The following is a 22,844-nucleotide window of genomic DNA, read 5'->3' as shown; positions in this document are numbered from 1 at the left end:
TAGGAGGTTGTATGTTTCAGCGCATTATCCAATTTGCTGTCGCCAATCGCCTATTATTGGTATTGGCCTTATTCGGCATCAGCATCGCGTCCTTTTTTGTGATCCCTAAGCTTAATTTGGACGCCTTTCCCGATGTGACCAATGTTCAGGTTACGGTGAATACCGAGGCGCCCGGGTTAGCAGCGACCGAAGTTGAGCAATTAATTACTTATCCGATCGAGTCTGTCATGTATGCCCTTCCCGATGTTGAGGAAGTCCGCTCCATCTCTAAGACCGGCTTGTCCGGTATTACCGTGGTGTTTGACGAGAGCGTGGATATTTACTTTGCTCGACAACTGGTATTTGAGCGACTGCAAGCGGCAAAAGAGTTGATTCCCGAGGGTGTCGGCACACCCGAAATGGGTCCTAACTCCTCCGGTCTGGGTCAGGTCTACCAGTACTTATTAGTCGCCGACCCTGATTCTGGCGTGACTAGCATGGAGCTACGCAGTCTTAACGACTATGTGGTTAAACTGCTACTCATGCCGGTTGAAGGGATCACCGAAGTCTTGTCCTTTGGCGGCGAGGTTAAGCAATATCAGGTTAACCTTAATCCCGCCAAGTTATTGTCTTATGAACTGACCCAACAGGACGTTATGGATGCGGTTAATAAGAACAACGGTAACGTAGGGGGCTGGTATATGCCTCGCGGTCAGGAGCAGTTAGTTATCCGTGGCACGGGCTGGCTCGCGAACGGTGATAAAGGGTTGCAACAGCTCCGTCAGATTCCCTTAAAAACCGTTGACGGGGTCTCGGTGACACTCGGCCAAGTAGCCACTGTCGAGGTCGGGAGTGAAATCCGCCAAGGTGCGGTATCAATGTCGCGCAAAGTTGACGGTCAGGTCAACCAGTTAGGTGAGGTGGTGTCCGGTATCGTACTCAAACGTATGGGTTCGAACACCAAGGCGACTATCGATGGCATTAAAAAGCGCATTCCGCTTATCCAGCAGGCACTGCCCGAGGGCGTCACGTTTGAGCCGTATTATGATCAAGCCGATTTAATACAAAAAGCCGTGTCGACGGTCGCCTATTCGCTCCTCATCGCATTTGTGTTCATCATCGCGGTATTGGCCTTATTCTTACTGAACTTACGCGCTACTTTCTTAGTGCTGCTCTCTATACCAGTGTCGATCGCCATCGCCTTGATGGTTATGTCGGCTGTCGGTATGTCTGCGAATCTCATGTCATTAGGCGGGATTGCTGTCGCTATTGGTATGCTGGTCGATGGTTCGGTAGTGATGGTTGAAAACATTTTCAAACATCTGAGTCGTCCCGATATTGAGCACCATGAACAGGCAGCAAAGCGGACTGAGTATCACGATCCTGACCCGCAAGCGGCTCAGCTTGATAATCACGGTATCAAACTCCGAGTGAAAGAGGCGGCGAATGAGGTCGCACGACCCGTCTTTTTTGCTGCCATGATCATTTTGGTCGTTTTCATGCCGTTATTTAGCTTTCAGGGTGTCGAGGCAAAATTATTTGAGCCAATGGCGATCAGTATCATTCTGGCAATTATCTCAGCAGTTTTTGTTGCCATCATGGTCGTCCCGGCGCTCGCTAGTTACTTCTTTAGTCGCGGCATAAAGCCTCGAGAAAATAAGTTACTTAAACCCCTAGATAGGGGCTACAAGCGACTGCTATCCATTACCTTAAAAAGTAAAAAAGTGGTGGTTGCGATCGCCGGTGCGTTATTTGTCGCTGCCCTGCTATTGGTTCCGCAACTGGGCACCGAGTTTGCGCCTGAGCTAGAAGAAGGCACGATTAATATTCGCGTGACATTGGCCCCCTCTTCTAATCTCGAAACGGCGTTGGAGGTTGCTCCTAAGCTCGAAAAAATACTGATGTCATTTCCAGAAACCACGTATGCGCTGAGCCGTATTGGTCGCGCAGAGGTCGGCGGCGATCCGGAGCCTATCAGTAATATTGAGATCTATGTCGGTGTTAAACCCCAGTCAGAATGGACTACGGCATCAGACCGTTACGCCTTGCAGGAAAAAATGGAAGCTAAACTCGATACACACCCGGGTCTACTGTTTAACTTTTCACAACCGATTGCAACGCGGGTCGATGAGCTACTGTCGGGGGTTAAATCGCAACTCGCGATTAAGTTATTTGGCCCCGATTTGGATGTGCTTGCCCGTAAAGGTCAGGCGATTGAGGAAGCAGTTAAACAAGTCGATGGCGCCGTTGCTGTAGCAATGGAGCAAATAAAGGGCGAAGCCCAGCTAGTGGTGTCTCCTAAACGACAACAACTCTCACGTTACGGATTAAATGTCTCTGATGTGCTAGATGTCGTCGACAATGGACTGGGTGGTGCGTCAGCGGGCCAAATTATTCACGGCAATGAGCGCTATGACATTTATGTGCGGCTTGCCAAACAGTTTCGAGCAACCGCAGAAGCCATTCGTTCATTACGTTTATTAACGCCATCGGGTGCTTGGGTTACGCTCGGCGAGGTCGCCCACGTCGCGATCGAATCGGGTCCACCCCAAATACGCCGAGATGATGTTCAACGACGTGTCGTCATTCAATCCAATGTGCAAGGTCGTGACATGGGCAGTGTCGTAACGGATATCCGTCAGACCATCGACAACACCGTTGACTTACCATCCGGCTATTCAGTCGATATTGGTGGTCAGTTTGAGAGTCAACAACGAGCGCAAAAGCGGCTATCTATTGTCGTACCTATTTCGCTTGTCCTTATCGCACTGTTGCTCTACTTTGCCTTCGGCACCCTGGGTCAAGCAATGTTGATTTTAGTAAACGTGCCGTTAGCAGTGATTGGCGGTATTGTTGCACTCTTTATCTCCGGTCAATATCTTTCGGTGCCCAGTGCGGTCGGTTTCATCACACTCTTTGGTGTCGCCGTTCTAAATGGTGTGGTTCTGGTAGAGAGCATTAACCAGCGCATCGCGGACGGTCATCAGGTCACTGAGGCAGTATTTGATGGCGCATGGTCTCGCTTACGTCCGGTGTTGATGACAGCCATCACCTCAGCGCTCGGGCTGATACCCATGCTGTTTGCCACGGGTGCAGGCGCTGAGATCCAGCGTCCCTTGGCAACGGTCATCGTCGGTGGACTGGTTTCCGCCACGTTACTGACGCTTGTAGTATTACCGGTGCTCTACCCTTGGTTCTCTAAACAGAAAGTGAAGGAGCTTACGCGAACCTGATTTGTTTCACTGCTTACAGTTTGTAACAAAGCAGATTCGCTTTTCGTCTCCACCGTGATTATTGTTTAATCAAAGTCAAAATGAGGGCGTTGAAATGTACAGCGACAAAGATATTCGCGCAGCCGTCGAGGCAGGTGTCATGCCTAAACAAACGGCGAACGCGTTTCGTGATTTTATTCAACAACAGCGCGGTGGAGTCCTAAATCAAGACCAAGAGTATATTCCTTTGGTACACGGCTTTAACGACATTTTTGTCGTGATCGCCGCAGTGATTGCTTTGGCAGGTCTGTGGACGATTGGTAATACCATGTCGCCGCTGATCGGTGGCGGTTTAGTAGCTGTGGCAAGTTGGTTGTTGTCCGAGTACTTCACTCGCCGTCGACATATGGCGCTGCCATCGATCGTGCTATTGGTGACGGCATTGGGCGGTACCTTCGGTGGCGTGATTATGCAATTACTTGCCATGGCGGTTAGACCCGACCTTGCTAGCGGTGTCGCATTTATTGCTGCCAGTGCCGTTGCAACAGCGCATTGGTTTCGGTTCCGTGTTCCTATCACGCTCGCGGCTGGGATCGCTACGGTGGTTGGTATCATCGTGTCTTTCCTAAGCACCACCTGGTTGCTAGACAGTATCTTAATTGACTTGGTGATCATGACAGGGGGTTTAGTCACCTTTGGCATCGCCATGTATTGGGATGCTTCGGACGTCGATCGCACCAGTCGCCGTTCTGATGTCGCATTTTGGCTTCATCTACTGGCGGCGCCGCTGATGATTCATCCTTTGTTTAACGTCATTCTTGGCAGTGATTTTGAAATCGGCGTTACTCAAGCAGCCGCCACACTGGTGGTTTATGTTGTGTTGAGTGTCGTATCTCTGATTATCGATCGTCGCGCCTTGATGGTATCAGCATTGGCCTACGTTATTTTTATTTTCAGTCAAGTGCTGACAAGCGTTGGCTTGGTCGACTTAGGTAGCGCGGTGATGGGCTTAATCGTGGGTGCTGGCTTACTACTTGTGTCGGTGTTCTGGCATCCGTTACGCAGTTCATTGGTATCTAAATTGCCGCCTGCGCTACTTAATAAGTTACCTTCACTGCAATAAAGCAATGAGCGGCGCAAGCCGCTCTTTCTAATTTATTAGTTAAAAATTGTAGATATTTTGTAAAAATAAGCTTTGAAAAGCGCTTTAAGCGATCCATAATTTAACAATTAAACATTTAAATAACATTTGGAGCCGTTATGGCTGTAAAATTTGAAGACCGTCCCCTGGATAAAGTTCGCGAAGAAGTGATAGACCAGCTGGTTATGAATTACAGTCATGGTGAACTATCGCAAGAGGCTTTTGAGGCGCGGCTTGACCAAGCATTTGATGCGATCGCTCACCAGCAATTAGCCGACTTAGTAGAAGACTTACCCCTGCAAGTTGATGCGAAGTATGAGCAAAGTAAAGCCGCACGTTTTGACGCACACTCCACCAAAATATTCGCTGGCAGCGAACATTCGGTTGTCGCAATACTGTCGTCGCAAAGCATGAAAGGTGCATGGCAAGTACCGGCTAAAATTAAAGCCTACAGTGTGCTGGGTTCACTCAAGATCGACTTTACTGATGCGCACTTCGAGAGCGATGAAATTCATGTTCAACTACTCGACCTTGTTGGTGATATTAAAATTTTTGTTCCCGAGTTTGCCCGCGTGACCTGCAATGTCGCTAACATTATTAGCTCTCTCGATAATCATCTAGAGGCGCCAATACAAGCGCCTAAAGTGCACATCCATATTTCCGGCTATTCCGTACTCTCTTCTATTGATATCAAAGTACGCCAAACAATGCGCGAGCGTTTTATTGCGTTTGCTGATAAGTTAAAGCGTAACTGGACCACCTAAAAACAACAACATGGAGTCTAATCAATGAAGCTCTACGAAATGGCGAAGGCGCCTAACCCGCGTCGCGTACGCATGTTTCTCGCAGAAAAGGGATTACTAGATAAAGTCGAACGGATTGAAATTGACTTGTCAAAAGGTGAAAACCTCAGCGATTCTTTCAAAGCCAAAAACCCCATGCAAAAAGTCCCTGTACTTGAGCTCGATGACGGTAGCTTTATCTGCGAAACCACGGCAATTTGCCATTATTTCGAAAACCAATATCCCGACTCACCTAAACTACTTGGCGACAATGCCAACGACAAAGCCATTATTGAACAATGGACGCGTTGGGTCGATTTTTACTTGTTCTATCCAATTGGCATGGGCTTTCAGCACACGACCGACTATTTCAAGCACCGCATGCAACCCATCCGCGAATGGGGAGAGCACAATATCAAAGAGGCCGAGCGCTTTTTTGACTTTTTAAACGATCAACTCGAAGGTAAAGATTTTATTGCCTGCGGTCAGCTCACCGTCGCCGATATCAATGCGTTCTGCTCAGTCGACTTTGGCAAAGTCGTGAATCTACGCGTTGATGAAAGCCGTCCTAATTTATTCCGTTGGTATCAAGCGATGAAGCAACGCGCTTCTGCTAAAGTTTAATTCGAGCCTGATATGCAAGAAGAAGCATCAAGTTTGTGGGCGGAGTTTAGCTCCGCCTTTACTACCCTATGGCAAACACCACTTTATACCTCCGGCGATACAAAAATCCATTTTAGCCAAGTGGTCATTGCGCTGACCATTATCATCGTTGGTGTTATTGTTGTTCGCATTATAGGTCGCCAACTACTGAACCGTGCCCTGCTGCGCAACGGCGCGTCGGAAAACACCCTATTTACCTTTCGTCGGCTATTTCAGTTTATTGCCTACTTGTTACTGGTTTTACTTGCTCTACCGTTAGCTGGTATTCCGATTACGATATTTGCAGTACTCGGTGGCGCGTTCGCCATTGGTGTGGGTTTTGGTGCGCAGAATTTGCTCAATAACCTGATATCGGGTTTTATTCTATTAACCGAGAGTCCAATTCGTATTGGCGACATCGTTGAGCTTGAGAACGAGCAAGGTCGCATTGAAGAAATAGGTAATCGTTGTGTACGTATTCGTCGGTTTGACGGGATTCATGTACTGGTGCCAAACAGCTACTTTTTAGAGCAACGCGTAGTGAACTGGACACTGGTTTCAAAAGATATCCGCAGCAATGTCAGTGTTGGTGTCGCTTATGGTTCACCGGCTGAAAAGGTACGTGACTTAATGCTGGAGGCGGCGAAAGAGCATAAAAAGATTAACACCGAGTACCCCATCGAAGTGTTATTTGAAGACTTTGGTGATAACAGCCTTACCTTCAATTTGCTGTTCTGGACTTCGGTTAGTGCGCCGATGGATTTACGTCGGGTGCAGTCGGACTTGCGCTACAAGATCGACTCACTATTCGCCGAGAATGATATCGTCATCGCCTTCCCACAACGGGATGTGCACCTCGATACATTAAGACCACTCGAAGTCTCTATTCAACGAGCAAAAAAAAGCGATGCTAATTAGCATCGCTTTTATCAAAACTCTCCGCGTATTTAGAATTCACGCTTATACGTTAGCGAGAAACTAACACCACGCGTTTCTGAACGAAGCAAGGTATCGTCAAACTCAATCTCTTTATCTTGATTCAAGATATTTTGCACCTTGAGCGTGATCTGAGAATTGAAGTCTGGATAGTAACTATAAACCGCGTCTAAACTGTGGAAAGGTTGCTCAAACGCATCGCCACGACCTTCGATACCTGGAATGATAATACGCTCACCAAACACGTTATAAACCAACGATGCAGAGTGCTTACCATTGTCAGAATCAAAGCCAAGCTGACTGTTGACCACCCATTTTGAGTGACCCGTTAAGCGACGTTCGGTATTGGTAATCGACGTCGATACACCGGTTTGTTCAACAATCTTCTGAGTATCCAACTGGATTTCAGAGTCACTTAACGTAACGTTACCCGAAACAAAGAAGTTCGTGCTGAGTGATTTTAACCACTCCATTTCGACACCGTATACTTCACCGGTCTCAGCGTTAGCAATACGTACTAATGGAGGACCGTCTTGCGCGGGCGACTGAACAGATTCAATCGGGTCAGTCATGTCCTTATAGAACATACCCAACGACAAGGTATCGCCATTTTCTTGATACCACTCCCAACGTGCGTCATAGTTCTTGATCGACGTTGTCCGCAAGCCTGGTGTACCGCCGACTGGGAACAAGGTCAACGGATCGAGGTACGTTGAACTAGAGACTTCGCGCAAGTCAGGACGGACTACCGTTTGTCCGTAGCTGAAACGTAACTGCTGCTCGTCAGTTAAAAAGTAAGTCAACGCCAACGATGGATAGAAGTCATCCTCTTGGAATGCTAAATCAGCTAGATCGTTAGGTGTCGGGTTGGTTGGTAAATCGATTTCACCGGTCGTTGGTACCAGTGGTACCACAACTTGGCGGAAGTCTTCCCAACGAACACCCGCCGTAATACGCCACTTCTCTTTAAAGAACACGTCGCCTTCAACGTAGTATGCGTCGATTGCTTGCGCAGAAATATAATCATCGCCCGCTACCGTAGTATCGTTCAATATCGGCGTAAAACTAAGTTCAGTATTCGCTAATAAGTCATCATTAAGGATTTCGCCTAGCTGATGCCCTTGCAAAACGCTCGAGTCGGGGAACGCACGCGTATTGATATCAAAACGACGGTTGGTGGCAAAACGCGTTTTCTGAACAAAGTCCGCGCCCGCCTTTAAGGTGATATCCCAATCATCGAGCATGATTGGTAGAGTTACATTGCCGCCCCAGTTTTCAACTTCATCATCGAGATCTTGAAAAGAGTAACGTGCAGCCGTCGTCGCATTGGTTAGGTTACTCTCAGTTTGACGGTCAAAAACTCCATCTTCGTTACGGTCCGTCAAAATAAACCGAGTCTCTAAGTTACCCGGTGCATAACGGCTTGAACGTGCCTTTGAATACTTCCAATCAATACCCAAGAAGTTCCAGTCGGTAAAGGTATGCATCCCTTTAATTTGGTTAGCCACCATCCGACGCTCTTGGTAATTCACATCAAACTCACGAATACGCTGGTCAGAGCCGAAGTTGATGTTGTTATTGTTACCCAATTTCTCGCGTAAACGATCCTCGGTATCGTTCAGAATGACATGGCTGAAGTCGACTTTGTGATTCGCGCCGTAGTTAATGCCCAGCGTGAACATACCTGACCACGTCACTTGGTGCTCGGTTGACTGCACATCATCCCAACCACGAACCAATGTATAGCTGTCATCAGGGTTTAAGCGGTAGTTTTCACCCAGAAACTGCTCAGAAACCTGCCACTCATTGCGGTACGCAGCCGTGGTCAAAAAACCAATCGCCCACTTGTCAGTTAAATCATAACGGTTACCGTAGGTCACATTGACACCATAATCAGGGTCAATAGACTGCATTTGAGGGTCATAATCTCGGTTCAGTGCCAACGCCACATCCCGATTATCTTCGATGCTAATTTCATCAAGGAATGTGCGTTGTCCCCACAACGCTTGCAACATTTGTGGTGCTGCACGAGTTCCGTCATCTTTACCCTTCCATGAACTCCCGCCATCATACCAATATGAGTCATCGAAATTTTCTGAGTTGCCGCCCACTTTAATCGAGCCATTAAAAACTTCTTGCGTGGGGGCAGACTTCAGGCGGATATCAACATTACCGCCACCAAAGTTAGCCGGCATTGATGCTGAATACGACTTTTGAACAGCTAAACTTTCGATAATATCCGAGGGGAATAAATCGAGTGGAATAACGGCTCGGGTTGGATCAGGGCTCGGTACGGACATGCCGTTAAGTTGCGTACTCGAGTAACGCTCACCTAAGCCACGTACATATATAAATTTACCGTCGACCAGTGTAAGACCTGTAATACGACGAAGCGCAGCAGCGGCATCAGTATCACCGGTACGCGAAATCTGGTCAGCACCCATGATATCGGCCACGAACGCCTGTTCTTTACGCTCTTGAACTACCGCTGCGGCACTGCCCTGTAAACGAGTACCTGTGGTAACCACTTCCTCGATGACTTGCTCAGGGTTGCTTGCCTGCTGCTCTGCTTCAGCTTCGGTTTGCTCGGCGTCTTGCCAAGCGAGTGCCGCAGGTGTTGCCAAGCAGGCAAGCACTGCGAGAGAAATATTTGCCAGAGGGAATCGGTTGGCACGCATGATATTAGCTACCTCTTGTTACTATGGAAGCCGGAGGTGTCCCTAAGGTCACCTCACGGCTTTTAAAGAGCACTTTATGCTACTTAAGGGGTTACTCTAATCCTACAGTCCAACCTGCAGTCCAATCGTTACCTTCTTCAACTGCTCCAACGAATGTCGCGTTGTCGAAGAATGTATCGCCGCTGAGGTCTGCTGCAGTTGCGTCTGTAATGCTGAAGACACCGTTCAAAGTATCGCCTGCTGCGGCAATGCTATTACCTGCTTGACCTGTGAACCAAGTTTCCAAATTGACGTCAGTTGCGCCAAATTTAAAGTTTTCACCGTTGTCACACGCCATGACTGAGTGAGTCATTGCAATGCCACCATCTTGTAAGTGCTGCTGGCTGACCGGGCTACTCTCAACTTCTAAACATTCGCCCATGCCCGCAGGACCTGAAACGATCGTGTTATAGAACGTTGCTTTAGTACCTTCGCGCAAGTAGATACCCTCTGAAGAGTCCTCGCCTTGGAACGTGTTTCCAATGATGGTTAAGTTCGCAATGGTTGGGTTCGACATTGGGGTTACAGCCGGATTGCTACCATCGTTGTCAGCTTCGATACCACGGTTTGCATCTGAGTTGTCAGGGTTTTGGCGGACCAATACATATTGCATCTTGCCTTGGTACCCATTGTCCCAATCGATACTGTCATCTTGCATGTTGGTTAAAACAACATACTTGAAGTTAACCGCACCGCCGAACATTTCGATGCCATCATCTGAGTTGTTATGAACTTGGAGGTATTCCACCTTGGTTCCTGAGCCAACACCGCCGAACGTAATACCGTTAAGTTCGTTATCCGGTGCGATTTCAAAACCACCGTTCATGACACGTACATACTGCAAGGTACCTGAACTATCGGTCGCATCAGTACCACCGAATACAGCACCTTCTGCCGCGCCTTCAACTTGCAATGCACAGTCAGAACCATCAGATGGGCATTTGTTACTCGGTGCGTTACCCAAGATAACTAAGCCGCCCCACTGACCCGGCTGACCTTCGCCAGTCTCAACGTAAGCTGCGGAAGTAAACGTGATAGGCTGTTCAACCGTACCTTCCGCCATAATGTCTGAACCACGGCTGATCACTAAGTAATCGCCACCAGTACGTCCATAAACGGTTGTACCCGGCTCAATAGTCAACGTCATTGAGTTCGCATTGTCACCACCGATGAAAACCGGTCCGCTCAATGCATAAATATTGTCCGCGCTCAGTGTTAAATCGTCCGTGTAAGAGCCCGCTAGCTGACAAGTTGTGGTAGATCCATCTACTGGGGTAATCGCTTCGGTGCCTGCTGGACAACCTGCTACAGGCGCTTCTGAACCGCCCGCAGTGACTTCACCGCCGCCAAAACCAAATGCCCAGCCTTGACGCCAATCGCTGTCACCCGGAACCGCACCAACAAAATCAACTGACTCAAAGAAGCTACCATCAACGGTGTTCGCAACGTCTTGACCTGCACCTAATAACGGAGAGTTTGCCATGGGCTGACCGTTAGCACCTAGCATGATTGAAGTGCTGACTTGGTTGTTCGATTGCTGATTTAGGAACCAATCTTCGAGATTTACATCGCCTGAACCGTACTTAAAGTTCTCACCATTGCTGCAAGCCATGAAAGAGTTTTCCATGGTGATAGTGCCGTCACCTAGATTGGTCTGAGATTGTGGGCTACCTTCAACTTCAAAGCACTCACCCATTTCCGAAGGACCTGTCACCACAACATTGTAAAACTGTGCACCGGTACCCTCGCGTAAATAAATACCTTCCGAAGAGTCTTCACCTTTGAAGTTATTACCGATAATGGTTAAGTTCGCGATAGTCGGGTTAGACATTGGCGTTGCCGCTGGGTTACTGCCATCATTGTCTGCTTCGATACCACGGTTAGCGTCGCCACCGTTTGGATCTTGCTCAACGTAAACGTATTGCATTTTACCACGATAGCCGTTGTCCCAATCGATGCTGTCATCTTGCATGCTGGTTAATACAACGTGCTTAAAGTTGACCGTACCACCGAACATTTCGATACCGTCGTCCGCGTTACCGTGCACTTGTAAGTAGTCAACCGTCGTGCCAGAACCTACGCCACCAAATGTGATACCGTTCAATTCATTGTCAGGCGCGATTTCGAAACCTGCGTGTTTAACAACCACGTAGCGTAACGTGCCTGAGTTATCATCGTCTTGAGAGCCGCCAAACACTGCGCCCTCTTCAGCACCTTCAACTTGCAATGCGCAGTCAGAGCCATCTGCTGGGCATTTGTTGCTTGATGCATTACCTAAGATAACCAAGCCGCCCCATTGGCCAGCGCCTGTTTCTTCGCCCACCACATCTTGTGATGATGTAAAGATAATGGGCGCATCAGAGGTGCCGTCTGCCATGATTTTTGAGCCGCGGCTCACAACCAAGTAATCATTACCCTGACGACCAAATACCACAGTACCCGGTTCAATGGTCAATGTTGCTGAATTCGCGTTGTCACCACCGACAAAGGTAGGTCCGTCGATAGCATACATAACTGTTGTGCCATCACTTTTGCTGTTCACTAAAGTTGTGTCAGCGGTAATGCGTCCTGAGATGACTTGAACTTGTACTTCTTCGCCGAGCGCTTCTGACGCTGCTAACGATAGTGAACCACTCGCTGTACCTGGCAAGTCAGCGCCCGTATCGCCGCCGTTGTTACCACCATTGTCACCACCATTATCTGGCTGCTGTACTTCAGCACCCGAATTGATATTGATGTCGCCACCGCAACCAGCAAGCGCTAACGCTGCTGCGATCGCAGATGCTTTGAACAAAGAATTCAGATTCATTGGGTTCTCCCGACTTGGATGTTATCCATAGGTTAAAAGTCGAGGAGAATGGTAGGGAGCTAGCGTGACAAATTTGTGACAATTGCAAACTGTCATCAAATCTTCATATTAGAGTAACTCAACTGCAATGTACGAAGTTAAGTTAATGGGCTGCTTTTACAGCCCATATTCCATCGCAATTTCATCGCAACAGTGTTTCTTAGGGCACAACTCACAGTCTTTCATTACCTTTTCTGGTAACTGTGCTTTATCGCACAGCGTAAAGCCTTGCTGCTTAAAAAAGTCAGGCACACGGGTCAACACAATCACGCGCTTTAATCGGATCTGACGCGCTTTCTGACACAAATGCTCAACCAACATACGACCTTGACCTCGCACCTGGCTTTGTGGATTGACTCCCAACGAACGTATCTCAGCTAAGCCCGTGGTATAGATATAGAGCGAAGCACACCCAGTGACTTTGCCATCGACTTCAGACACGGCAAATTCATTGATTGAGTGCACAATATCATCTTTGGCTCGTGGCAGGTTTTCGCCGGCACCCGCCCAATGACCGACCAAGCCGACAATCGCATCAATATCATCCAGCGTAGCATCACGAACCTTAATACGCAGACCTTGCTGAAGCTTCTTAAGCGCAGCTTGTGTCTGTTCAATGCTGGTGCCCCCGAGTGCATTTCGTTTTGCCAATAGCGCTTCAATGCTCAACCATTCATAAACGTCAGGCATAATCACCGAATGCACTGCTTGCAAAGTACTGAGAGGCAAATCTTCGAGCGGTTGCTGGTGCTTAAGCGCTAACTGCACGCATTCCCCTACCACTTCATGCGCGGTACGAAATGGAACGCCTTTGCTAACCAAATAATCAGCAAGCTCAGTCGCATTTGAATAGCCGCCCTTCGCTGCTTGCAGCGCCCGCGACTGATTTACAGTGAGACCGTTTACGCATTGCTGCGCAATATCGATAGAGGCGCCCCATTGAGTGTAGCTGGCAAATATGCCCTCTTTGTCTTCTTGCATATCTTTGTTGTATGCCAACGGTAGTGCTTTCAATGTCATCAGCAGGCCCACTTGCGCGCCTACCACACGTCCCGACTTACCGCGAATAAGCTCAAGCGCATCGGGGTTCTTTTTCTGCGGCATCAGTGAAGAGCCGCTACTCACATCATCGGCTAATTCAACAAACCCCGCTTCACCACTGGCATAAAAAATTAAATCTTCAGCCATGCGTGAAAGGTGAATCATCGACAGTGAAGCCACCGATAGCAGTTCGACAATAAAATCGCGATCGGATACGGCATCTAAACTGTTCGCCGCCGGCGCGCTAAACCCCAAACGAAGCGCTAAGTCCGTTCGATCGATCGGATAAGCCGTACCCGCTAGAGCGCCCGATCCGAGTGGACACACGTTGATACGCGCTAACGCATCTTTTAACCGTGCCTGATCACGCTTAAACATCTCAACATAGGCTAAGCACCAATGCGAAAATAGTACCGGTTGTGCGCGTTGCAAATGCGTATATCCAGGAATCACCGTTGTTGCCTCGCGCTCGGCCAAATTGGCCAGCGCTGCAATCAATTGTTCGAGTCGCTGCCACTGGGTCTCTACCTGCGCTCGGCACCACAGTCGAATATCGGTGGCGACTTGGTCATTACGGCTACGACCTGTATGCAGTTTTTTACCCAGATCGCCAATGCGTTCGATCAGCTGACGTTCAATAAAGGCGTGAATGTCCTCATCACCCGCCACCGCGACATCACCTAAGCACCCACTCCAGTGTTGTAAAATGTCATGCAATGCATGCTGTATATGGCTGTACTCATCGGTCGTTAAAACGCCCACCTGTTGCAGCGATTGCGCCCAAGCAATACTGCCCCGAATATCAAACTCAAGTAGTACACAGTCAAATGGCAGCGAGTCATTAAACTGCTGAAAGGCTTGGCTGGGAGGCGCACTAAACCGGCCTCCCCAAAGTCCCTTGGTCATATTCGCCTCCTACACTTTTGCCGTTTGTTTTAACGCGCGGATACGGCTCGACAGTGAATAGAGGCGAATAAAGCCTGCGGCATGCTTTTGGTCATAAACATTATCGGCACCGAAGGTGGCAAACGCCTCGCTGTAAAGAGAATAAGGAGAACACTTTTGCGTGACAGTAACATTACCTTTATAGAGCTTAATCACGACTTCACCGGTTGCCACTTGGTTCAGACTTTCGGCGGCGGCTAACACCGATGCTTGGTTAGGGGTAAACCAACGCCCATCGTAAAGCAACTGCGCAAATTGCTCGCTTAACTGTGTTTTCCATGAGCGCGTCATTTTATCAAGCACCAACTCATCAATGCCACGTAAAGCGTACATCATGATGGTCCCCCCCGGCGTTTCATAACAGCCACGGCTTTTCATACCCACTAGACGATTCTCGACAATATCAACGCGACCAATACCATGTTTCGCACCTAGTTTGTTCAGTTGTTCGAGGCATTTCAGAGGCGACAACGCTTCACCATTAACACTCACCACAGCGCCTTGCTCAATCGCTAGACTGATATACTCAGGTTCATCGGGTGCTTGTTCAGGTGAGCAAGTCAATGTCCAGACTTCATCACTCGGTTCACACCAAGGATCTTCAAGCTCACCTCCCTCATGTGAGATATGCCACGCGTTGGCATCGCGACTATAGATTTTCTTGAGTGACGCAGAGCAGGGAATATTACGCTCTGCAAGATAAGCAAGTAAGCTCTCCCGACTACTTAAGTCCCACTCTCGCCAAGGCGCAATCACCGTCAGTTCAGGCGCCAGCGCGGCGTAGCAAGACTCAAAGCGGATCTGGTCATTACCTTTGCCAGTACAACCATGCGCTAAGGCATCCGCATTGACTTTACGTGCCAATTCTACTTGCGCTTTGGCGATTACCGGACGAGCCATCGCCGTGCCAAGTAAATAGCTCTGCTCGTAGACGGCACCGGTTTTCAGGCTTGGATAAATGTAATCGGCTGCAAACTCATCTTTAAGATCAACAATATGACACTCGCTAGCGCCGGAGGCTTTTGCTTTTGCTTCCACGCCTTCGAGTTCTTCTGCCCCCTGCCCTACGTCTGCGACAAACGCCACCACCTCACAGCCGTAGTTTTCACGCAACCAAGGCACAATGACAGATGTATCTAAACCACCAGAATAAGCCAATACTACTTTGTTCATTGTTTGCTCCTTAGCTCGCGTGTTGCAGGGTCAGTGTGTTTTTAGGGTTAAGTAAAAGATGAAGCAGCGCATTTTGTGCAAATAGCCGATTTTCTGCCTGCTTAAGACACAGTGAATCGTCGCTATCCATCACTTCAGAAGTGATTTCGTAATCACGATGGGCGGGTTGGCAATGCATCACGGCATTCGCTCCGAGCCGTTTAATGAGGGCGGCGTTCACCTGATAAGGCATAAAGGTGGCTTTAACCTCATCAAGACTTTGCTGTTGTCCCATCGAAACCCACGTATCGGTATAAACAACATCGCTCTGCACACAGGCCTCAGGATCATGAACCTGCTTAACGGAACCGATCCCGGCTTGATTAAGTTGATCAATATCCGTCGCGCTGAGACCATGACCGGCAGGGGTTACTAAAGTGACATGCATGCCGAGTAGACAACCATAAAGTGCCAGCGAACGCGCCACGTTGTTACCGTCTCCCCAGTAGCTCAACGCTTTACCACTCACATCACCATAATGCTCGACCAATGTAAGACTGTCAGCTAAGGCTTGGCAGGGATGAAACTGATCGCAAAGGCTATTAATCACCGGCACAGAGGCATGCTTAGCCAACTCTTGTAAGGTTGCATGATGATTCACGCGTGCCACAATAGCATCGCACCAACATGACAGGTTTTTTGCGTAATCCGCGATGGTTTCGCGTTGCCCGAGTTGGCCGTTTTGCTCGTCGAGGTAAACGCAATGGCCACCTAAGCGTTGGATACCCACATCAAGCGATAGTCGTGTGCGCAAACTAGGCTTCTCAAACAACGTCACGATGCTTTTTCCAGCTAGACTCTGAGTAAATTTTTGCGGCTGTGACTTTTGCTCAATAGCCGTATCTATCAACTGTATTAGTTGGCTTTGGGTAAGCTCATTACCCGTTAAAAAATGTGTGTTCATACGAATCTCAAATATTAAAAAACTAAGGATTAATCAATGTGCCGGAGTGATGACGGGTGTCGCACGAACACCCGCAGATTCGCACTTGTTTTTGTAGGAATTGAGCAACGTTTAGCGCCTGCTCAACTTTGAGTCGCATGCCACCCATGAGAGTGCCCGACTGGATAAGCTGTTCGATACTGTCACTATCGAGTTGCGCGATAGGTTGTTGTTGGTCGTCAAGCACCGCAGGTACATCGCTGACAAAGGTAAGGGTCGCGGAAAGCGCTTTAGCGAGTCCCGCTGCCGCCTCATCAGCGTTTACATTAAGCCACTGGCCTCGGCTATCAAATCCGACACAGCTCACGATAGGTAGGTGCTTCTGCTCTAATAACGTCAGTAATAACTCACTCACTTCAAAGGGCTCAATACAATGACCCGTCATACCCAATTCGGGCTGCCCTTGTTGGACGCGCAAACCCGTTTCAAATAACGTTAGCCCGACCGGCTTGAGTGTTTGTTTAATTGCCATGCCCAGTAGCTGCTTATTAACGGTGCCGGCGAGTGCCCCCACAATCAGCGGCATTTGCTCTGCCATACTCACACGTAAACCGTGATACTTAACAACTGACAGATTCAACTTGGCAAACAAGTCGTCAACCTGCTGGCCACCGCCATGAACGATAAGCGTGGGCTCTAAGTTTTGTTGCTGAGCAATATGTTGAAACAGCGTCGTTAAACCTTGCGGATCATCAAGTACACGCCCACCGAGTTTGATGACATTCATAGCGGTACGCCCTCCTCACTCGGTAAACCCAACTTTAAGTTGAAGCATTGCAGAGCCTGACTAGCAGCGCCTTTGAGTAAGTTATCAATGGCACTGAAGATCACCAACGCGTTGCCATTCAAATGCCAGCCGATATGACACCGGCCGCTATTAACCACATCGTTCAGTGCCGGGTATTCACCCTCGGCTATGTGAACGAGGGCGCTGGCTTGATACACGCCGAACACTGTTTTTAATTGCGCCTGAGAAGGTGCTTCACTGAATTGAATAGTAATGGTCGCAAGTATGCCCCGTTTAAAGTCACCTAAGTGAGGCAAAAACAGCGTATTCAGTCCACTGTAGTAATCAATTTCTGGCTGATGACGGTGAACACCGGCCTTGTAGCCTTGTAGCGATAGCTCCGCGGCTTGGGTTTTGAGGCTTACGGAACGACCCGCGCCGGTCACGCCTGACACCGCGTTAATGACGGTATGATTTATTTGGTGGTTAAACACTGCAAGCGGTTTGAGCGCCAGCAGACTAGCGGTGGGATAGCAACCCGGCACAGCTATCCAGCGGGCATTATCAAACCCTTCATCTAGCCATTCCGCTAATCCATAAACTGCTTTGGCCAATGCCTCAGTTGCTGGGTGTTCAAAGCCATAAAAGTGCGGATATAAGTCTGCAGTGGGCAACCGGAAGCCGCCTGACAAGTCAAACACGGTTGCCGTTAACTGACTCAGCTGGGTATACCATTGGCAGCTCACTTCGTGCGAGGTACATAAGAACACGGCATCGGCATTAGCCAAAGCATCCGTAACCGTGCCTACGGGCAAACCGAGCAAAGGTAGATCAACACGCCCCTTAAAACGTGGGTAAAGCTGAGCAATAAACTTATCACGATCATGACTCTGCTCAGATACATATAGCGTCAGCTCGCCGACAAGTGGGTGATCATTTAGCAACGACACCAACTCGGCGCCCGCGTAACCACTGGCACCGATGACCACCACATTCTGGAATGAATATTTTTTTGCTGACTGCTTTCTTTCCATCTCAAAGTCTGCTTACTTATTTGCATCTGGCTGAATTTGTATGCAGACTAACTGAATAAATATATTTATGCAACTTTTATGGATAATTATCTATGTCGATTCCATCCTTTTTTAAAATGTATCAAGCGCTGATAGCTCGCCCATCGATCAGCTCCCTCGACCCAAGCTGGGATCATTCCAATAAAGCAGTTATCGAGTTACTGGCGGATTGGTTGGAACAATTGGATTTCGATGTCGAAATTCAACCTCTGACAAGTAATCCTAGTAAATTTAATTTACTGGCTAAACGCGGCCACGGCAGTGGCGGCCTATTGTTATCTGGACATACGGACACGGTTCCCTATGACCAGCAACGGTGGCAATTCGATCCGTTTAAACTGACAGAGAAAGATAATCGTTGGTATGGCTTGGGCTCGATTGATATGAAAGGCTTCTTTGCTTTCATCATTGAAGAATTAAAGCAGCTACCCGCGCAATATCAAACTAAGCCGATCATGATACTCGCGACTGCGGACGAAGAAACCACCATGGCAGGTGCTCGCCAAGTTGACCAATTTACCAATCTCAAACCTGATTTTTGTATTATTGGTGAGCCGACTGAAATGCAGCCAATACGCGCCCACAAAGGCCATATAACCGAATCCATTAAGGTCATCGGGCGAACCGGTCACAGCTCTGATCCAAGCCTGGGTTTGAATGCGATTGAAGTGATGCATGAAGTTATTGAAAAGCTACTGTCGTTTAAACAAATTATTTCGCATAAATATTCAAACAAGCTGTTTGACATTCATTATCCAACAATGAATTTTGGCTCGATACACGGTGGCGACAACGCCAACCGAATTTGTGGCTGTTGCGAGCTTCAGTTGGATATTAGACCGTTACCCGGGATGAGTATCACCGATTTGTACGGTGACCTGAATCAATTGTTGAAACCCGTTATGTTAAAATACCCCAACGCAGTCGAACTCATTGCAATGCATGAACCTATCGCAGGTTTTGAGCAGGCTCCGGATGGGGCCTTGGTGGCATTGGCTGAACGTATCGCGGGTTCATCAGCGCAGGCAGTGAATTACTGTACCGAAGCGCCGTTCTTACAGCAGCTCGGATGCCAAACACTGGTCATGGGTCCAGGCTCTATTAAACAGGCACATCAGCCCAATGAGTATTTAGAGCTCGATGACATAAAAACCACAGCAGCCCAGTTTCGTCGACTGATAAAGGGTTTATGTTTTGACGACATAAGCCGATAAGAGGGTGTTTTAAACAGTTAGGTTATATAGATAAAAATTAGAGGGACGTATGTTTAGAAATTTCTCGATTGGAACGAGATTAGCCGCTACCTTCGGATTGTTAGGTGCAATCGTTTTGGGGCTCGGCGTTTTCGCATTGATGCGACTTGATGGCGTTGTGACACAGCTTGATTTTATTACAGATGAGCAAATGCCAGCTATTGATAATGTAAACGATCTCGATCGCGAGTTCCTTCGCGTGCGTGTTCACGCAGCTAATGTTGCAACCTATTTGAACGACGCAGACCGGTTGCAAGCCTATCTCGCAAAATATAGCGACGCAAAAGATAGCTTAAAGCGCAATTTAGGTGAATATCAAAAGCTCATCAACGATAGCAGTGAGCGCGACAAATTTAAACGTCTCAGCGCTTTACTTGATGAGTATTGGGCGGATGACGAACAATTTCTTAAGTTGGTTAATGCTAAACTAGCGGAGCCCATCGCCTCACTACGAGAAACAACGATACTACCTCTAACCAACAAGATATCGACAGTACTCGACAAGCTTTTAGCAGAAGAAATGGCGCAGGTAAGAAGCGTTTCAGATCGCGCAAAGAGTATTGCGTCAATGGCCCAGGTCGGCGTCATCACCGCTATTATCATTGCTCTTATTTTAGTGACTGTATTCGCTTTCTTACTCACACGCAGTATTGTCACCCCGCTGCGCGGCGCGGTTAAATTTGCCGAGACTATCGCCCAACGCGATCTAACACAGCATATCTCTGTTCAGGGCTCTGATGAGCCGGCACAACTACTTCGCCAACTTATCGAGACGCAGCGTGAGCTACGTGACTCAATGGGCCAAATTGCGCAGTCATCTCAGCAGTTGGCCTCAACCTCGGAAGAGCTCAGCTCGGTGACCGATGACAGTAGCCGAACCATTCAGCAACAAACAGAAGAGCTCGAACAAGCAGCCACTGCGGTTAACGAGTTAACCACTGCCGTTGAGAATGTAGCGCACGATGCACAGAGTGCCTCGGAAGCATCCGATGCTGCCGACGAACGTGCTCAGTTTGGTAACGACCGTGTTATCAAGACCGTTACAGCGATTGAAGAGTTATCCCAAGAAATTGGCGACTCATCGAATAATGTCACTGAGCTTGCCGAAAAGGTTAAAGGCATTACTAAGGTGCTGGAAGTTATCCGCGGTATTGCTGAGCAAACCAACTTGCTGGCACTCAACGCAGCGATAGAAGCCGCGCGTGCGGGCGAGTCCGGTCGTGGCTTTGCAGTGGTTGCAGATGAAGTACGCTCACTAGCTCACAAAACTCAGCAATCAACGGTTGAGATCGAAGACATGGTCGCCGCAATTAATGATTCTAGCGACCGTTCTGTGAATACCATGAAACAGAGTTTAGAGCGCGCCTCTCGAACTTTGGATATTGCGCGTGAAGCCGGTGATGCATTAAAACAGATTGCAACAGCGGTTAGCGAAATTAATACGCATAACACGTCAATCGCTAGCGCTGCGGAGGAACAAGCCAACGTAGCACGCGATGTCGATAGAAACCTAGTTAGTATCCGCGACCTGTCCAACTCAACAGCCTCAGGCGCTGAGCAAACCAGTGCTTCAAGCCAAGAGTTATCACGCTTAGCAGTGGATCTAAACAACTTAGTCGAGCGTTTCAAAGTATAAGACTCAATGTGCGGGGATGCATGTCCCCGCACAATTTTTAATCGCCTTGAGACAATAAGTAAAATAAGTATAGAAAATAGCCGCCATCATCCGTATAAATTAGACGAATATCACACCCCACTCTAAGCTGAATCTGTGTTAACAAATCACTAACATCAGGTTCAGGTTATGACATCTCGACTTTCCTTTAATGCGAAATCAGTGCCCCATCAAGCGCGCTTATTTACGCCACAATTTATGTCCTATTTTGCCGACTTGTGCGAACGCTTCATGCCACGTCATGCAGAATTATTAGAGGCTCGGTCAAAAAGACAACAGCGTATCGATGCGGGCGAATTACCCGACTTTGATCCAAACACTAAAACCATTCGCGAAGACGATTGGCATATTCGGCCATTACCCAAAGATTTGACTCGTCGCCGCATAGAAATAACCGGTCCTGTTGATCGTAAAATGGTTATTAATGCACTCAACGCCAATGTTGACTGCTATATGGCCGATTTCGAGGACTCCCAATCACCGACTTGGGATGGATTGCTCGACGGCCAAGTTAATTTAATTGACGCCAACCGCAACACGCTGAGTTATCAGGATCCAAAGAGCGGCAAAGCATACAACGTGAATCCCAACCCGGCGCTGTTAATTGCGCGAGTACGTGGATTACATCTGCCAGAAAAGCATTTGTGCTTTGAAGATACGCCCGTGCCGGGCGCTCTGCTCGATTTTGCATTGTATTTTTACCACAACTATCGCGTCCGATTAGATGAAGGTACGGGTGTCTATTTCTATTTACCCAAATTAGAACACAGCAGCGAAGCACAGTGGTGGAGCGACGTGTTTCACTACTCGGAACAACGTTTTCAGCTCAAGCCGGGTACCATTCGCGCCACTGTACTTATCGAAACACTACCGGCCGTTTTTCAGATGCATGAAATTTTGCATGCACTTCGTGACCATATCGCCGCACTCAACTGCGGTCGTTGGGATTATATTTTTAGTTATATAAAAACCCTGAAAAACCACTCTGATCGTGTGCTCCCCGATCGCCAGCAAGTCACGATGTCGCAACCGTTCCTTAACGCTTATTCGCGTCTACTGGTACATACCTGCCACAAACGGGGTGCGCTCGCGATGGGCGGTATGGCGGCGTTTATTCCGAGTAAAGATGCCAGCGAAAATGAACAAATTCTCGCTAAAGTCGCCAAGGACAAGCAGCTCGAGTTTGATAATGGCCACGATGGTACTTGGATTGCTCATCCTGGGCTTGCCGACACCGTTAGCACGATATTTGTTGACCAGCTCAGCGGCGATAATCAACTGAATGTCTTGCGTGAGCAAGATCATGCCATCACTGCATCACAATTACTCACCCCATGTGACGGTGAGCGTACTGAGGCAGGCATGCGCACCAATATCCGAGTTGCATTGCAATACATCAGCGCGTGGCTCGATGGTCGCGGTTGCGTGCCTATATACGGATTGATGGAAGACGCTGCTACCGCAGAAATTTCGCGGGCATCAATTTGGCAGTGGATAAAGCACGAAAAATCCCTCAGTAACGGGACTTCTGTCACTAAGGCTCTATTCAAACAATTCCTCGCCGAAGAAGCAGCGAAAGTGAAACAAGAAGTGGGTGAATCAATGTGGCAACAGCAGCCTTTTGATAAAGCCGTCGCGTTACTCGAAGACATCACAACTGCCGATGAGTTAGTGGAGTTCCTCACACTACCCGGCTACCAACAACTTGATTAATTAAC

Annotated in this window: 15 protein-coding genes; 8 read left to right on the top strand and 7 right to left on the bottom strand. The window is 48.3% G+C overall.

The window, feature by feature from the left end; genetic code table 11:
* The first annotated feature begins 11 nt into the window (after window positions 1–11).
* The 5 genes from AWU56_RS10670 (at window position 12) to AWU56_RS10650 (ending at window position 6,674) form a co-directional block, all read left to right on the top strand.
* Complete coding sequence (locus tag AWU56_RS10670) at window positions 12–3,212, top strand: efflux RND transporter permease subunit (RefSeq protein WP_006956266.1); 3,201 nt, start codon at window positions 12–14, stop codon at window positions 3,210–3,212.
* A 94-nt stretch (window positions 3,213–3,306) separates the two neighbouring features.
* Window positions 3,307–4,314: a DUF2339 domain-containing protein gene (locus AWU56_RS10665; protein WP_006956267.1), complete on the top strand. Its 1,008-nt coding sequence runs from the start codon at window positions 3,307–3,309 to the stop codon at window positions 4,312–4,314.
* Between the two features lie 137 nt (window positions 4,315–4,451).
* Window positions 4,452–5,096: a DUF1707 SHOCT-like domain-containing protein gene (locus tag AWU56_RS10660; RefSeq protein WP_006956268.1), complete on the top strand. Its 645-nt coding sequence runs from the start codon at window positions 4,452–4,454 to the stop codon at window positions 5,094–5,096.
* A gap of 24 nt (window positions 5,097–5,120) precedes the next feature.
* Window positions 5,121–5,738 carry a glutathione S-transferase family protein gene (locus AWU56_RS10655; protein ID WP_006956269.1) on the top strand — a complete coding sequence of 206 codons (618 nt, stop codon included), beginning with the start codon at window positions 5,121–5,123 and terminating at the stop codon, window positions 5,736–5,738.
* 12 nt (window positions 5,739–5,750) lie between these two features.
* Window positions 5,751–6,674: a mechanosensitive ion channel family protein gene (locus tag AWU56_RS10650; RefSeq protein ID WP_006956270.1), complete on the top strand. Its 924-nt coding sequence runs from the start codon at window positions 5,751–5,753 to the stop codon at window positions 6,672–6,674.
* A gap of 29 nt (window positions 6,675–6,703) precedes the next feature.
* Here the strand turns inward: AWU56_RS10650 and AWU56_RS10645 are convergent, their stop codons facing one another.
* The 7 genes from AWU56_RS10645 to argC all read right to left on the bottom strand — a co-directional run bounded on the left by AWU56_RS10645 (window position 6,704) and on the right by argC (window position 18,159).
* Window positions 6,704–9,370 (bottom strand): TonB-dependent receptor domain-containing protein, encoded by a 2,667-nt coding sequence (locus AWU56_RS10645; protein WP_006956271.1) that lies wholly within the window; start codon window positions 9,368–9,370, stop codon window positions 6,704–6,706.
* 91 nt (window positions 9,371–9,461) lie between these two features.
* Entirely contained in the window at window positions 9,462–12,218 is a 2,757-nt protein-coding gene (locus AWU56_RS10640; protein WP_006956272.1) for a beta-helix domain-containing protein, read from the bottom strand.
* 156 nt (window positions 12,219–12,374) lie between these two features.
* The gene (gene argH / locus AWU56_RS10635; protein ID WP_286682507.1) at window positions 12,375–14,204 is read right to left on the bottom strand and encodes an argininosuccinate lyase; all 1,830 of its coding nucleotides are present in this window, start codon (window positions 14,202–14,204) and stop codon (window positions 12,375–12,377) included.
* A gap of 9 nt (window positions 14,205–14,213) precedes the next feature.
* Entirely contained in the window at window positions 14,214–15,416 is a 1,203-nt protein-coding gene (locus tag AWU56_RS10630) for an argininosuccinate synthase (RefSeq protein ID WP_006956274.1), read from the bottom strand.
* Window positions 15,417–15,426: 10 nt separating this feature from the next.
* Window positions 15,427–16,359 (bottom strand): ornithine carbamoyltransferase, encoded by a 933-nt coding sequence (locus AWU56_RS10625; protein WP_006956275.1) that lies wholly within the window; start codon window positions 16,357–16,359, stop codon window positions 15,427–15,429.
* Between the two features lie 22 nt (window positions 16,360–16,381).
* The gene (gene argB, locus AWU56_RS10620; protein WP_006956276.1) at window positions 16,382–17,125 is read right to left on the bottom strand and encodes an acetylglutamate kinase; all 744 of its coding nucleotides are present in this window, start codon (window positions 17,123–17,125) and stop codon (window positions 16,382–16,384) included.
* Window positions 17,122–18,159 (bottom strand): N-acetyl-gamma-glutamyl-phosphate reductase, encoded by a 1,038-nt coding sequence (argC, locus tag AWU56_RS10615; RefSeq protein WP_286682506.1) that lies wholly within the window; start codon window positions 18,157–18,159, stop codon window positions 17,122–17,124. Before argC ends, argB begins: the two co-directional genes overlap by 4 nt.
* A gap of 92 nt (window positions 18,160–18,251) precedes the next feature.
* Between argC and argE the strand changes: the two genes are divergently transcribed.
* The 3 genes from argE to aceB all read left to right on the top strand — a co-directional run bounded on the left by argE (window position 18,252) and on the right by aceB (window position 22,839).
* Window positions 18,252–19,412: an acetylornithine deacetylase gene (argE, locus tag AWU56_RS10610; protein WP_006956278.1), complete on the top strand. Its 1,161-nt coding sequence runs from the start codon at window positions 18,252–18,254 to the stop codon at window positions 19,410–19,412.
* A gap of 49 nt (window positions 19,413–19,461) precedes the next feature.
* On the top strand, window positions 19,462–21,087 hold the full coding sequence (locus tag AWU56_RS10605) for a methyl-accepting chemotaxis protein (protein WP_286682505.1): 1,626 nt from the start codon (window positions 19,462–19,464) through the stop codon (window positions 21,085–21,087).
* A 168-nt stretch (window positions 21,088–21,255) separates the two neighbouring features.
* On the top strand, window positions 21,256–22,839 hold the full coding sequence (gene aceB / locus AWU56_RS10600) for a malate synthase A (RefSeq protein WP_286682504.1): 1,584 nt from the start codon (window positions 21,256–21,258) through the stop codon (window positions 22,837–22,839).
* The last annotated feature ends 5 nt before the right edge of the window (window positions 22,840–22,844 follow it).

The sequence above is a fragment of the Idiomarina sp. T82-3 genome (assembly GCF_001577655.1).
GTDB lineage: Bacteria > Pseudomonadota > Gammaproteobacteria > Enterobacterales > Alteromonadaceae > Idiomarina > Idiomarina baltica.
This window is presented reverse-complemented; position numbering and strand designations above follow the sequence as displayed.